This is a genomic window from Candidatus Hydrogenedentota bacterium (genome assembly GCA_018005585.1).
Lineage (GTDB): Bacteria > Hydrogenedentota > Hydrogenedentia > Hydrogenedentales > JAGMZX01 > JAGMZX01.
Map to the genome: position 1 here is coordinate 1 of JAGMZX010000150.1, position 14,073 is coordinate 14,073.

The 14,073-nt window shown below is 62.0% G+C and carries 10 protein-coding genes and 2 tRNA genes; 6 read left to right on the plus strand and 6 right to left on the minus strand.

What is annotated here, in order from left to right; translation table 11 throughout:
* Positions 1-1,793 (minus strand): SUMF1/EgtB/PvdO family nonheme iron enzyme (locus KA184_19550; protein ID MBP8131780.1); only part of this gene is annotated, 1,793 nt, incomplete at its 3' end.
* A 113-nt stretch (positions 1,794-1,906) separates the two neighbouring features.
* Complete coding sequence (locus tag KA184_19555) at positions 1,907-2,251, minus strand: hypothetical protein (protein MBP8131781.1); 345 nt, start codon at positions 2,249-2,251, stop codon at positions 1,907-1,909.
* Positions 2,252-3,110: 859 nt separating this feature from the next.
* Between KA184_19555 and KA184_19560 the strand changes: the two genes are divergently transcribed.
* Together KA184_19560 and KA184_19565 are read left to right on the plus strand one after the other, a co-directional pair.
* On the plus strand, positions 3,111-3,509 hold the full coding sequence (locus tag KA184_19560) for a response regulator (protein ID MBP8131782.1): 399 nt from the start codon (positions 3,111-3,113) through the stop codon (positions 3,507-3,509).
* 47 nt (positions 3,510-3,556) lie between these two features.
* The gene (locus KA184_19565) at positions 3,557-4,951 is read left to right on the plus strand and encodes a hypothetical protein (GenBank protein MBP8131783.1); all 1,395 of its coding nucleotides are present in this window, start codon (positions 3,557-3,559) and stop codon (positions 4,949-4,951) included.
* A 17-nt stretch (positions 4,952-4,968) separates the two neighbouring features.
* On the opposite strand, the gene KA184_19570 is transcribed toward KA184_19565, so the two are convergent.
* Complete coding sequence (locus KA184_19570; GenBank protein MBP8131784.1) at positions 4,969-5,712, minus strand: hypothetical protein; 744 nt, start codon at positions 5,710-5,712, stop codon at positions 4,969-4,971.
* 253 nt (positions 5,713-5,965) lie between these two features.
* Between KA184_19570 and KA184_19575 the strand changes: the two genes are divergently transcribed.
* The 3 genes from KA184_19575 to galK all read left to right on the plus strand — a co-directional run bounded on the left by KA184_19575 (position 5,966) and on the right by galK (position 10,362).
* The gene (locus KA184_19575; protein ID MBP8131785.1) at positions 5,966-7,831 is read left to right on the plus strand and encodes a nucleoside transporter; all 1,866 of its coding nucleotides are present in this window, start codon (positions 5,966-5,968) and stop codon (positions 7,829-7,831) included.
* Between the two features lie 130 nt (positions 7,832-7,961).
* Positions 7,962-9,068: a sn-glycerol-3-phosphate ABC transporter ATP-binding protein UgpC gene (gene ugpC, locus KA184_19580; GenBank protein MBP8131786.1), complete on the plus strand. Its 1,107-nt coding sequence runs from the start codon at positions 7,962-7,964 to the stop codon at positions 9,066-9,068.
* Positions 9,069-9,183: 115 nt separating this feature from the next.
* Positions 9,184-10,362: a galactokinase gene (gene galK / locus KA184_19585; protein ID MBP8131787.1), complete on the plus strand. Its 1,179-nt coding sequence runs from the start codon at positions 9,184-9,186 to the stop codon at positions 10,360-10,362.
* A gap of 38 nt (positions 10,363-10,400) precedes the next feature.
* Here galK and KA184_19590 read toward each other — a convergent pair.
* The 3 genes from KA184_19590 to KA184_19600 all read right to left on the minus strand — a co-directional run bounded on the left by KA184_19590 (position 10,401) and on the right by KA184_19600 (position 11,956).
* A tRNA-Leu gene (locus KA184_19590) sits at positions 10,401-10,487 on the minus strand.
* Positions 10,488-10,576: 89 nt separating this feature from the next.
* Positions 10,577-10,651: transfer RNA gene (locus tag KA184_19595), tRNA-Cys, on the minus strand.
* Positions 10,652-10,747: 96 nt separating this feature from the next.
* Positions 10,748-11,956: a DUF2961 domain-containing protein gene (locus KA184_19600; GenBank protein ID MBP8131788.1), complete on the minus strand. Its 1,209-nt coding sequence runs from the start codon at positions 11,954-11,956 to the stop codon at positions 10,748-10,750.
* Positions 11,957-12,157: 201 nt separating this feature from the next.
* Here KA184_19600 and KA184_19605 point away from each other — a divergent pair.
* Positions 12,158-14,073, plus strand: a 1,916-nt coding sequence (locus KA184_19605; GenBank protein MBP8131789.1) for a DUF1565 domain-containing protein, incomplete at its 3' end; no start/stop codon positions are given.

Here is a 14,073-nt window from a genome sequence, read left to right on the forward strand (position 1 = left end):
CCAAACCAGTCCGAGCACCATTCCCATACGTTCCCGTGCATGTCGTACAGACCCCAGCGGTTTGCCTTGAAACTCCCCACCGGCGACACGTTCCAGTACCCATCGGAAAACGGGAAGCGGTAGTCCCACTGGCTGCCGTTCGGCAGCTTCGTCTCGTCCGCGCCGTTCAGGCAGCCCCGGCCGTCCTCCATCCGGTCGCCCCACCAGAACTCCGTATCCGTACCCGCGCGGCACGCGTACTCCCACTGCGCCTCCGTGGGCAGCCGGTACGTCTCACCCGTCTTCCGGCTCAGCCACTCGCAATACGCCACCGCATCGTTCCAGCTCACCAGCACCGCCGGCTGACGGTCTTCCAAAACCCAGCCCGGATTCCGCCACGATGCGCCCTTCGTGTCTCCCCACGAACAGGTCTCCAGATTCAGCGTAAATCCCGAGCCGCCTTTCTCAGCGTCCGTCTGGTAGCCCGCCGCGTCCGCGAAGGCCCGGAACTGCCCCACCGTCACCTCCTTCGTCGCCAGCCAGAATCCCCGAGTCAGCGTTACCGTATGCCGCGGGTGCTCATCCTCGTGAAGCCGCTTCCATTCCGCCTTGCCGCCGTACGTAGCGATGACCCGCTCAGGGCTCAGCTTCGAGCCCATCTCGAACGTCCCCGCCGGTATCCACGCAAACTCGCCCCCCTCGAACACCCGCACCTCGCCCGGCTCCGGCTCCTGCGGCAGCGCCACGAGCGCGACTTCCAGCCACACGTCGCCCTGCCCGTCGAACTGAATGCGGCGCCCCCAGGCCGCATAACCTTCTTGCTCCACGCGCACGGCGTGCTGGCCCGCATCGAGTTCCACGGCCGCCGGAGCAGCCCCCTGCAACTTGCCATCCACCCAAACCCGCGCGCCCGAAGGACGCGTCGTGATGTGCAGGCGCGGCGGCTCCAACACCACCACCCGGCCCGAAACCGGGGCCGCCGGCTTGAATCGGCTTTCCGTCTGCGCGCCCTCCGCAAGGACAATCCCGCCGCCGCCTTCGCAGTAGAACCCCGGCGCGTGTGCCTCAGCGCCTCCATAGCTCTTCATTTGCGCGAATACTTCTTTCAGAACGAGGTCATTGTCGATAAGCACCCGGTCGCCCGCGCTGAGCCGGCGCCGGACCACCGCCTCGAACGAACAGGTGAAGAGTCCCCCTTTCAGCTTCTCCAGTTCACACGCCTGCTCGCCGTCGCGGCAGGAATAGACCGTCGCGCAGACGCCCTTGCCCTTGGTCTTGCGCGCTGCCACCGTGTCTTTCAGGTTTCGCTCGCCGTCCATCAGCCTCTTGGCCGGAGCCCCGTCCTTTATGCCCTGCGCCGGAACCTCAAGCACGCTTCTGCACGCGTCATAGACGAGAAGGCAGTCGAACGACCCTTCCGCCACGATGTTCTTCAGGAACGCATCCGTAACCGTACCGTTCGTGCCTTGCGACTCGAGCACCGTCCGTTCCGCCTGAGGACACAGCATCAGGTATTTGCCGCCCCGCTCGCGCTTGCCATGACCGGAAAAATAGAAGACGAACAGGTCGCCTGCTCCCAGTTCTTCCCCGGGCTTGTTCCCTTTCACGGCGCGGATAACCGCTTGCCGGACTGCATGGTCCGAGGGGTCCAGCAGCAATTCAATATCATCGAACGGGCTGGTCTCATGAATCCGCTGGAGCAGCGCGTGCATCCGGCTTGCGTCCTGCACCGCATACTTCAGCGGCATGAAGTCCCAGCCTTCGTGTCCGTTGACTCCCACGATGACTGCGCGGCGTTTTGGCACTGTTCCCATCCCTCAATCGCTTCCTGAGACCCCGCGGTTTCCGTCATGGCAGCTGCATCGCCTTGGCGCGCAGACACTCTTCCCAGCAAGTCCTTCAGCACGTGCAGGCTCAGGCTGTTGACTTAAGGCGTCGCAAGGCTCGTCTCTTCCGTCAGCAGGCACATCTGCGGCGGATCGCCCGCAGGCGCAGAATCCGCTTTCCACTCGATGCCGTGTCCCGAAAAACATAACAGGCACAGCCCGTCCTCGTCCACTTCGGCACCCAGTTCCTGCACCCTGCGCACGACACTGTGGCAATCGGGCCGGTCATGACCATCGCGTTGCGCCAGAACCACAACGTGGTCGAAAAGGCAGACATCCAAAAGCCGCGCCCCAAGAGACAGCACGTCATCCCCGGCACACACCATCGGCACGATCGTCTGGTGCCGGTAATGCTCTACGCCCGCCCGCAAGGCTACCCGCTGCATCGATGTTCTCCCCAGGCACACCGGAGCGCCACCGCACATATGAAAGAACGGGAGCGCACCTTTGGCCCCATTCGGTAAGCCTACCAGACCGCTTCCGTCCGCCGCATCATCGAACGGCGCGCCTGTCAAAACTCTTTAGAAATGTCAGGTTGTCCACTGGCGTACTTGGTTGTAGACTGATTCTTGCTTGCCTGGAGGATAGGGTGATGCTGGCGAGCAAGCCCGAGAGCCGCGGCAGGTGACTGTACGCTTGGGAAGGCGGGACCGCGATTCCGCCTTTATTCTCAAGCGGGAGTCCGTAAAGCGTTAAACGCCGGGGGGCGGGGTAGGACCTGGTCGTTCCGGGCACCTCCCTGGTGTCCCACTTTGTGCCCCCTTGGGGGCAGAATTCTGGTGCGTCATGGTGTGCCGCCTTGCGCCGTCGTGAACAGCAAAACCCCTGAAAACATTGGCGAAATTATTGTTTTTGGTGCGCCATGCGCCTCAGTGCGCTATGCTTCTTTGGGACTCAAAATCCGGCGGACTCACCCTCCGTGCGGGTTCGACTCCCGCTCCCGGCACCATCTTCTTTACTCAAGTGCTCCCGCTAAGAGTCTTGACACGAAACGTTTCGACACGTTTCAAGTTTTGACCCCCTGCGGCGCCCCGTGGCATACTTTCTATTCCAGGCTCAAAATCGGGCGGGATTCGCCCTCCGTGCGGTTCGACTCCCGCTGCTGACGTCACAGTCTTTTCCCGCTGTCGGCCGCACGCGATGCTGGAGGCCAGGCATAGAGTGTGACCACGCAACAATCCCCGCAAGGCGGGCAGGCAGGAGGTCAGGCCCGGAAGTGGGCGGCAGTGCACGGAGGATCGCGAGTTGAGAGTACAGCCTAGAGTCCTCATCATTGACGATGAACAAGACGTGCGCGAGGTGGTCGGGGCCGTTTTCGAGGCGCATGCGTGGGAGACGATGACGGCGGAAAACGGTGAACTGGGCCTCATTCTCGCTGCGCGAGAACATCCCGATTTGATCGTGCTGGACCTCAGGCTGCCGGACAAGGATGGGTTCGCCGTGTTCAAGGAATTGCGCGGAGACGCCCGCACGCGGGACATTGCCGTGATTATCCTGAGCGCCGTGAATACGTATGAACTTGGGGTGCGTCACGACGAGCTGTCCGTGTCGCATACCTTGGGGGTGCGGCCGCCGGAAGCCTTTCTGAATAAACCGGTGGATTGTGAACAGTTGATTTCCCTCGCGGGGAAGATTCTGGGATGACGGGCGGGCATAGCGAACATGCGGTGCGTCGCGGGATACTTTCTGGCGTGGTCTTGGGCTGTCTGCTGTTCACGGTCTGGCTCTTGCCGGGATGCTCTCAACCACAGGATATCGCGGAGCCCGTTGCGCCCGACAGCCCTCGTGCGGCAATGGGGGACGTCAATCCCGTAGACCCGGAAAGGGACATCGGGGAAGGTGAACCGGAAGGAACGGCGGCGGAAGCCTTGAACTCGGGCCGGTGGCGCCCGCTGCGCACTGCGGGTCCGGATGCCGCCCTTACCGCGGAACAACGCGCGCAGATTGCGCAGCTGGAAGCCATCGGCTATCTGGCCGGCTCCGCGCCCGCGCGCGAATCAAGGGGCGTGACACGGCACGACGCGTCGCCCGCATTTCGGGGCTTGAATTTCTACACGTCGGGGCATGCGCCGGTGGCGGTGTTGACGGACATGGCGGGGACGGTGCTCCACACGTGGAGAAAGGCGTTCCGGGAAGTCTGGCCCAACTATCCGGTGAAGGATTCGCACTTCGGTATTCCATATTGGCGCCGGGCGTGCTTGTTTGAGAACGGTGACGTGCTGGCGATTTTCGAGGGGTTGGGGATCATCAAGGTGGACAAGGATTCGCGCCTGGTGTGGGCGAACCCGTGTCATGCGCATCACGACATCGAAGTCATAGATAACGGAGACATATATGTTCTGGGGCGTGAGGCGCATGTGGTGGACTTTGTGGATATGAAGAGGCCGATACTCGAAGACTACGTCGTCGTGCTTGACGCCGAAGGAAACGAGAAGAAGCGCGTGTCGGTGTTGCAGGCCCTGGAGTATTCCAGGTTTCGGGGGCTACGCCCGGCGGCGCCGGGCGGAAACGGGGATATTTTTCACACCAACACGCTGGAAGTCCTGAACGGCGCGGCCGCGCAGCGAAATCCCGTATTCCGGGCGGGGAACGTGTTGCTCTCCCTCCTGATGCTGGATGCCATAGCGGTCTTGGATATGGAGCAGGAGCGTATTGTCTGGGCGAAGCGCGGCACGTTCCGGCGCCAGCATGATCCGCAGATACTGGCCAACGGGAATCTGCTTCTGTTCGACAATCGCGGTTTGCCGATGCGGTCACGCATTCTCGAATTCGATCCCGCGGACATGTCGCTCGTGTGGTCGTACGCGGGAACGGAAGCGGAGCCTTTCTATTCGCATGCGTGCGGCGTATGTCAGCGCTTGCCGAACGGTAATACCCTGATTACGGAGACAGATAACGGCCGCGCGTTCGAGGTCACTCAGGACGGGGAGGTTGTCTGGGAGTTCCACAATCCCGAGCGGGCGGGGGAGGATCAGGAATACATCGCGGCGCTTTTTGAAGTGAACCGGTTGCCCGCGGATTTTCCGATCGCGTGGACCGCGCGCGGAAACTCATCACCCGAAGAATCAACCGTCAGAGGGCAATAGAGGAAGACACCCGCGGGTCAGTTATGTTGGATGCCCAGTGTGTCCAAGGCCTGCCTCAGCATGTTCTTCAGGCGCTCGTCGCGCGCATCGGGTTCAAGCCGCCGCGCGAGCATCTCGTAGCAACTGGAGAGGAGTCTCTTTTCCTCGCGCGTGACGTCGCTGAGTCGTCCTGTGCGTGTCTTCTGAAGCGCTGCCCGCAGGATATATTGGTGCCGCCGTTCCGTAATGCTCAAGGAGCGCTGGCCATCCGTTTCGGAACGGCGCCGCACCTGATTGGCCAGTTCAATGCGCGCTTCCGCACGTTGTGTTTCCGCCGACGCGATGTCGATGTCTTGTTCCGGCAATTGGGCGTGGAGCAAGGCGACCTGTTCCATCGTGAGCTTGCTCAGGTCGCTAAGCGACATAGCAAGCACCTGCGACATGGCCTCCCCCGGGTCTTGAGAGAGTTGAAAATCCGAGTCGAGTTGCGGGTCAAGGTACTCATCGGCCCTGGAGGGGGGCGCCGTATCGCGCCCGTCAAGCACGGCCTGGGTTTGGCCGACAAGGAAATCGATGCGTTCAACGCGCGCGCGGGCCTCGTCCAGCGACCGCTCCAGACGGTCCAGTACGTTGTTCCAGCGGCGTTGTCCTTCGGGGTCGGCTAGCCGCCGGGAGTCGGCTTTGGACAGGAGGGCAGTGATATGTTCCAGGACATCTTGGGCGTCTTTGCGCCGCCCTTGAAGTTCTTTGAGCGCGATTTCCGGGTTTTTCTGTTTTTTCACGGAGCTGCATCCTGAACTGCCGGCCCATATCCTTCATGCAGAAACAGTATAACACAAACAAGATACGGCGCCCGGACGACGCCGCGCGTTGCGATGCACCGGGGTCCGCATGTTTGCCGGGGAGTTCCGCAGCAGGAGTTCCGCAGCGGGCTTGACTCTTGCGCGCCGCATGCCTATCTTGATGGTCTTTGGCGGCGCGTGGGGAGAATCCGTGGCCGGAGCCAGAGTAGCGCAACGTGAAAGGGTGCATGCCGTGTCAAGCGAACATGAAAGCAGTGTGGTGCAGGCGCTGGACAAGTTGTACGAATTCGAGCGCGAACCGGTGTCGGAGGACAAGCTCCAGCCGGGACGTTATTTCGCGGCGCTTTTCGCGGGGGAACACGTGGCGGGTACCGAGTTCACCATTGGCGCGCTTTTCGTGGCCTGGGGATTCAGCGCGTTTGACGTGTTCGTCGGGTTGGCTATCGGCAATCTGATGGCCGTGTTAACCTGGACTTTTATCTGCGCGCCCATCGCCGTGCGGACACGGCTAACGCTGTACTGGTACTTGCGCAAGGTCGCCGGCCCGGGCACGACGGCCATCTACAACGTCTGCAACGCGTTTCTGTTCTGTATTCTGGCGGGTTGCATGATTACCGTTTCGGCATCCGCCGTCCGCATCCCGTTCCATATTCCTCCCAACACGGAGTGGTATCCGACGGATTTCCGGTTTGTTCTCGTTGTGCTTGCCGTGGGTTCCGTCGTGGTTGTGCTCGCTATTCTCGGATTCAAGCGCCTGGCTCAATTCGCGGAGGTGTGTTCGCCTTGGATGATCCTGATGTTCGTGGCGGGAGGGATCGTAATGCTGCCCTGGCTTGCGGCGCAGAAACTGGAAGGGGGGGCGATGCGGAGCTGGCAGGACTATTGGACGCTTGCAAACGACTGGATCTGGATTGGTGTGCGGCCGGACGGGAGCGCGAAAGCAAGTTTCTGGGAGGTGGCGGCATTTGCGTGGGTGTGCAATCTTGCCATGCATGGCGGTCTGTCGGACATGGCCCTGTTTCGCTACGCGAAGAGCCATTGGTACGGATTGTATTCCGCGTTCGGGATGTTCATTGGCCATTATCTGGCCTGGATATTCGCCGGGATGATGGGGGCCATCACCGTTCTGATGATCCAGACGGGCGCGGGCGCGCTCAGCCCTTCGGTCAGGGAGAATGCGGGGGAGAATATTCAGCTCAAGAACCAGATGGCTCAAGCCGCGTTTGAAAAGGTTTCCGCAGCCGGGGATACGCAGGCAAAAGCGCCGGAAATGCGCAGCGTATCCCAGGCGCAAATTGGCGATATTGACCCGGGCGCGATAGCGTTCACGGCGCTGGGCTTCGCGGGTATTATCGCGGTTATCATCGCGGGTTGGACCACTTCCAACCCGACGCTTTACCGCGCGGGTCTGGCGATGCAGGCCGTGACACCGGGCTGGCCACGGTGGCTTGTGACGATGGTTGTCGGGGTCATTACCACGGTCATTGCCTGTTTCCCCTTTGTATTCACGAAACTTCTTGATTTTGTGGGACTATATGGCCTGCTCCTGGTGCCCGTCGGCGCGATTGTGTTCACGGAGCACTGGATCTTCCCCAAGATCGGCCTGACCCAGTTCTGGTGCGAAAAAAAGAAGCTGGTCATGAGTTGGCCGGCCTTGATCAGTTGGATTGCTGGGCTCGTCTTCGCGCTGGTGCTGTACAAGGTGGTCGGCGCGAGTCTCTTCTATCTGTTCATCCCGACGTCGCTGGTCGCGATCGTCCTGTATATTGTCCTTGCATCACTCATGGGGGCGCGCGATAGATTCCCGGAGACGGCGGAGGAGACCGCGTGCGGAACCGGGGCCGCGCGCACGAAGGGCGGGGGCGCCGTTCAGCCGCGTAAGGCCGTGCAGGAGCCGCTGACGTGGGTCTCCGGTCTCGTGGCCCTCGCAGCGCTGGCCGTCTGCATTCTGTGGCCGGTGTGGATCTGTATCGCGGGTGCGGAAGGATTTGAGGCCCGCTTCGCCCTGTTCCGCGTCTGGCTCATCGTGCCGACGCTGGTGTATTTTGTTGCTGGGACGTATTGGGCTATCGCGCGGGACATGGCGAAAGGGGAATAAGACCTCGGAACGCCCCAAGACGTTGACTACCTCGCGAAGGCCGCGTTATGATGACCCCAGGGAGCGGGAAATAGCGGCGAATACGCTGTAAACAGTGTGTTTTCAATCGATTGCGGAGGCAAGACCGGCCATGGCAAAGGTTGAACTGAAAAACGTGCGGAAGGTCTACCCCGGCAATGTCGAGGCCGTGAAGAACGCCAGCCTGACGATTGAAGACAAGGAGTTTGTCGTGCTGGTGGGGCCGTCGGGCTGCGGGAAGTCAACGACTCTGCGCATGATCGCCGGGCTCGAGGAGATTTCCGACGGCGAGATTTTCATCGGCGACAGGCTGGTTAATGATGTGCCGCCCAAGAATCGCGATATTGCCATGGTGTTCCAGAATTATGCGCTGTATCCGCACATGACGGTCTTCAAGAATATGGCGTTTGGCCTGATTCTGCGCCGATATCCCAAGGCCGAGATCAAACAGCGTGTGCATGAAGCCGCGGAGATTCTGGGCATCACGGACCTGCTGGACCGCAAGCCTAAGGCTCTTTCTGGGGGGCAGCGGCAACGCGTGGCGGTGGGGCGCGCCATCGTGCGCAATCCGAAGGTGTTCTTGTTCGATGAACCGCTTTCGAACCTGGACGCGAAGCTGCGCGTGCAGATGCGCGCCGAGATCTCCAAACTGCACACGCGTCTGCGGTCCACGATGATTTACGTCACCCATGACCAGGTGGAGGCCATGACGATGGGCGACCGTATCGTGGTCATGCTGGACGGGGCCATTCAGCAGGTTGCGACCCCGCTCGAACTGTATCACCGGCCCGTCAACAAGTTCGTGGCGGGATTTATCGGCAGCCCGCCCATGAACATGGTCGATGGGACGCTGCTGACGGAGAACGGCCAGATGCGTTTTCGCGACGACTCCGGGCTGATGAATCTGGTGGTTCCTGACGCGAAACATGGCCCGCTGAAGTTATACGTGGGCAAGCGGGTGGTTTGCGGGATTCGGCCTGAATTCATGAATCACAATGCCGGGCAGCAGTTCATCGACGGGCAAAGCGTGCAGGCGAAGGTCGAGGTGGTCGAGCCGATGGGCTCCGAGATGTACCTCTACCTTGACCTGAACGGACAATCCATGACGGCCCGTATCAAGACGGACCGTGAACCGGAAGTGGGCAAGCCGCACATCATCGACGTCGCCCTCGACAGCATCCATTTCTTCGATCGCGATTCGGAGTTGACTGTCGTCTGAACGAGGTTCGGCCACAATCGAAGACCCTCCGCGGGAAGGGCGAAGGGGCGCGGCGAATCCGGCCCTTGCTCGCGGTAGAACCGTTCTTGAACGCTCGAACCCGGAGATAAGCAGTATGTCAGATGCGTCAGTTGCAGGTCTTCTTGAGCGGTTTCGCAACGCATTCAAGTCGGATGCGGAAGTGATTGTGCGCGCGCCGGGGCGGGTAAACATCATCGGCGAGCATACGGACTATAATCACGGGTTTGTGTTGCCCATGGCGCTCGAACGCGTGACCGCAATTGCCGCCCGGCGGCGGGGCGACCGGCGGCTGAACGCTTTCGCCGCTGACCTCGGCGCGCACGCGGTGGCGGAGCTCGACCGCCGTGTGCGCAACCCTGAAGCGCCATGGATGGACTACCTCGTGGGCGTCGCCGATGAACTGGCGAAACTGGACCTGCCGCTCGCGGGCGCGGACCTGCTGATTTCGGGCGACGTCCCCATCGGCTGTGGGCTCAGCAGTTCCGCGGCGCTCGAAATGGCCGCGCTGACGCTCTTTGAGCATCTGGGCGGTTTCCAGGTCGAGGGCGCGGAAGGGCCGCGGCTTGGCCAGCGCGTCGAGAACGTGTTTCTGGGCCTGAGTACCGGGATCATGGACCAGTTCATCTCGCGGATGGGCCGGGCGGGGCACGCCTTGTTCCTGGATTGCAGGTCTTTCGCGTATGACCTTATCCCAATCACGAGCGATAACGCGGTATTCGTGGTCGCCAACACGGGCGTGTCCCGCGGGCTTACGGCGTCGAAATACAATGAGCGCGTGGCCGAATGCCGCGAAGCGGTGGCCGCGCTCCGCAAGGTCACAGGCAAGGAGGGCACGCACCTGCGCGATTTCAGCCTGAACGAACTGAGTGTGTGCAGGACCGCCCTGCGCGAAGTTGCATATCGCCGCGCACGGCACGTGATTACGGAAAATGCCCGGACGGAAGCCGCCTGCGCCGCAATGCGGCAAGGCGACTTGAACAGGCTCGGCGCGTTCATGACGGCGTCGGACGCCAGCCTGCGCGAGGATTACGAGGTTACGTGCTCCGAACTGGACGCCATGACGCGGATTGCCCGCGAGTTGCCTGGCTGCCTGGGCGCGCGCATGACGGGAGCTGGTTTTGGCGGATGCACGATCAACCTTGTCGAAACCGCGCACGCGGCGGACTTCGGCGCCCGTCTGCTCTCGGCATACGAAAACGCCACAGGCCGCAAGGGCGACATCATCGTTTCCAAACCCGGCGACGGCGCATCGGTTGCGTATGCGGCGCACTGATGTGGAGACGAGACAATCACCTGGCTGCGGCGGTGCGATGGTGGGCGAGGCGGGATTCGAACCCGCAAGCCCTCTCGGGCAGCAGATTTTAAGTCTGCCGTGTATGCCTGTTCCACCACTCGCCCGCAGCGGGGGTATTTTGTGAGAATTGGGGCGCTGTTTACAAGCGTTACGGGTGAGACGGTTTGAAAATGACCAGAGGAAGGGAACGTATTGGAGGCGGCATCCGGATTCGAACCGGAGTATAAAGGCTTTGCAGGCCTCCGCCTTACCACTTGGCTATGCCGCCCCGGTTCCAGTCTTTTATTCTATCGAACGGGATGGCGGGTGTCAATTTGGCTGGGGATGACCCCGTGGGCGGGCACCGGACGCACGTGCCGCGCGGCTACTCGCCCAGTAGCCCTGCAATCCGTTCTTCCAATGGCGCAATCGGGGGCAATTCGCTCTCTGGCCGGTCCAGATAGAAGAAGGCCACGGCGGAAACGTCGTCGCGCCGGTAGAAATTGGTCCAGCCCTCTGGCAGCGGGTCCTTGGTCAGGTCCGGAAGTGGTTCCAACTCCTGCAGGCGCACGAAGCTGTCCGGCGGGTTGATGGTTACGGGCTGGATTTCAACGCCTTCCCCAAGCATCTTAACGACTTCGTCCTTACCGGTGCCGCCCATCTGCTGGATGGTCACGCGCACGTCCTCGTGGAAGAACACCGGGTCCGGCACATGATAGCGGTAGAAGGTCCATTGACGTTTCTTGTTGTCGACGACGAGCGAGCCGCTGTACCGGTGGCTGAATTCGCCTTGGCCGTAGGCTGTGGCAATGTAGTCTTCCGTGCCGGTGCCAACGAGGGTGGGCCACTGGGTATCGCCGTCGAGGTAGACCTTTACTTCGCCTTCGCCCCACCAGCCCAGCACGTTGGACGCGCCGATGACCCCCACATGCGCGCCCAGATAGCGGCCGCGGCCCGTGATTTTCGGAAGAAGTTCAAAGTCCTGGCCGAGTCCCGTCGCGCGGACGCGATGCCAATACGCGTGGAAATAGAGCGCTTCTTCGGGTTGTCCGCTGTTCAGCGTGTAGTTGACATCGTAGAAAAGTTGTTCAAGCGGATGGACGGACTCATTGGTGAAGGTGATGCGCGCGCCCGCGCGGAACGGCATGGGCACGAAACAGTTGAACGACCGGCCCTCAGGATTTGCGAAGAGTTCGCCCTGGAATGCAATCGGGCGGCCCAGAATGGCGCCGAAGAAATCCCCGAACGGCGCTTCCACGGCGGGCTTCTCCGCGCCGTCCCAGTACATCCGGACGACGTAGGAACGCAGCGATTCCGGGTCCCGGCTGCGCAGTGTCACCCACATGCGGTGGATGGTCCCGCTGCCTTGTACGTCGAGCAGCACCTTTATCTCGCCGGGAGCGACAGGCTCGAACGCGGCGCCCTTTGCCCCTTTGTTCGAGATGCCGCCCCCGCCTTTCGCGCCGGTGGGATTCTCAAAACTGGTCCAACGCGATTGCGCGTCGTCCTGCATTTCGAAGAGTTCCGCGGCAAACGCCGCGGAAACGGCGGCACAGCAACAAAGCACGGTCAGGCTGACCAGACGCAGCAGCATGAGAGCAACCTCCATTCGGATACCGTGCAAGACCGCCGGTCGGGGCTTGCACGGGCGAAAACGCGCAGATGCTTCGCCTCGCATTCGCGGACAACTGCCTTGCGCACCCCTTATAGCATAGCCAGATCCGGCATGCCCGGCAATTCGACTGCGAGGGAGCACATGGGTACGATAAGGCCGAAGAAACACGGAGGATGCCAAATGAGGCCGCGCGCATGGTTTCTTGTGCTGGGTTTGTGTGCACTGCGGGTTGATGCGGCAGTAATCCGCGTGGATGCCCGCAACGTTTCCGGGATAGAGGATGGCCTGAGCTGGGTCACCGCGTACGCGACGCTGCAGGCAGCGGTCGATGTGGCGCTGCCGGGCGATGAACTCTGGGTCGTGGCGGGCGGCTACGGCGAGACGCGCAGTGCTCTGGATGGAGCACTGACCTTGAGCGAAGGCGTGGCGCTCTACGGCGGCTTTGCGGGCGGCGAAACCGCGCGCGACGAACGCGACGCCGTAACTAACGTCACCGTTATTGATGGGGCCGCCTCGCGGCTGGGCGAGCCGGCGCGACACGTCGTGCTGGCAGCGAACGAGACCCGGCTGGACGGTTTCACCATTCGGGGCGGTCGTGCAAACGCGGGCGGCGCGGCGGGCAACTACGGGGGCGGACTGCTGATCGCTGGCGTATCGATGACTGTGGTGGATTGCGTGTTCGAGGGGAACGAAGGCGTACTGGGCGGCGCCGCGGCTCACGTCGTCGGCGGCACGGTGCTTTTCGAGCGAGTGGTCTTCCGCAACAACGGCGCGAGCAGCTATGGCGGGGCCATCTACGACGAAGGGGAGACGAGGTATCAGGACTGCACATTTCGCGAGAATTACGCGTTCATGGGCGGGGGATTGGCCCTGTATGAAGGTGCGATTGCCCTTGCCGATTGCGTATTCGAGCAAAACCGCGCACTGAGCCGTGACGGGGGTGCGCTCTGGACCAATTTTGGCGGGATAGCGGAATGCGACCGCACGCGTTTTACGGGCAATCTTGCGGAGACGGATGGGGGCGCCGTGGCGAACTGGAGCGGTACGGTCCGATTGCGCAACGCAATCTTCCGGGACAATCGTACGACGCGCGCAGGCGGTGCGGTGTTCACGCTGGCGCTGGTCGAGCTGCACCATTGCACGGTCTGGAAGAACACCGCGAAGAGCGATTCCGCCGCGGTCGTGAGCAATGGCGGCAGTATTGTGGCGGTCAATTCTGATTTCTGGGGGAACGCGCCCGCCTCGGTGCTGAATCTCAGCGTGCAACCGGCGGATGTCGTCTTTTCGAATGTGGAAGGCGGCTATCCTGGAGAGGGGAATATCGACGTGGCGCCGGGCTACCGCGACCCAGACAACGGCGACTTCCGGCCGCGGCCGGATTCCCCGTTGATTGACATGGGCACGGATGTGGAGGGAGTGGACACAGACTACCGCGGCCTGCCGCGGCCATCCGGCGCCGGATTCGACATAGGGGCCGCGGAATTCTTCGATTGGGACGGGGACTGGATGGAGGATGACTGGGAAGTGGATTTCGGGCTTGATCCGAGCGACCCGTCGGATGGCGCGGGGGACCTGGACGATGACGGGCTCGACAACGCGCGCGAATTTGCTTTGGACACGGACCCGGCGGATGCGGAAGACCCCGTGCGCGAGTTTTTCGTCGCGATGGATGGCGATGACGCCAATCCCGGGACTGAGGATGCGCCTTTCCTCACGATTGGCCGTGCCGTTGCAGTGGCCCGGTCATTCGGGAACACGCGCACGATTCATGTCGGAGCGGGCTTGTATCAGGAGTCCGTTGTCCTGCCCGGCGGCCTGATGCTCGCGGGCGCGGGCAGCAACGAGACGGAAATCCAGCACTATGATGCCGCTGACGCGCGTCACGTCGTGATCGAGATGGGCGAAAGAAGCACATTGCAGGACTGTCGCGTGTCATTCCCGCCGCTGCAGGCCGCGCTGGGCGTGCTGGTCAGCATGCAGGCTGTCGGCGCCCAGCTCCAGCACGTCGTAATCGACGGCGGCGACAGTCTGTTGTCGGTTGGCGTGTCCGTTCGCGGAGAGGGCGAGACTCCCGGTGCCATCCGCGACGCGCGCAT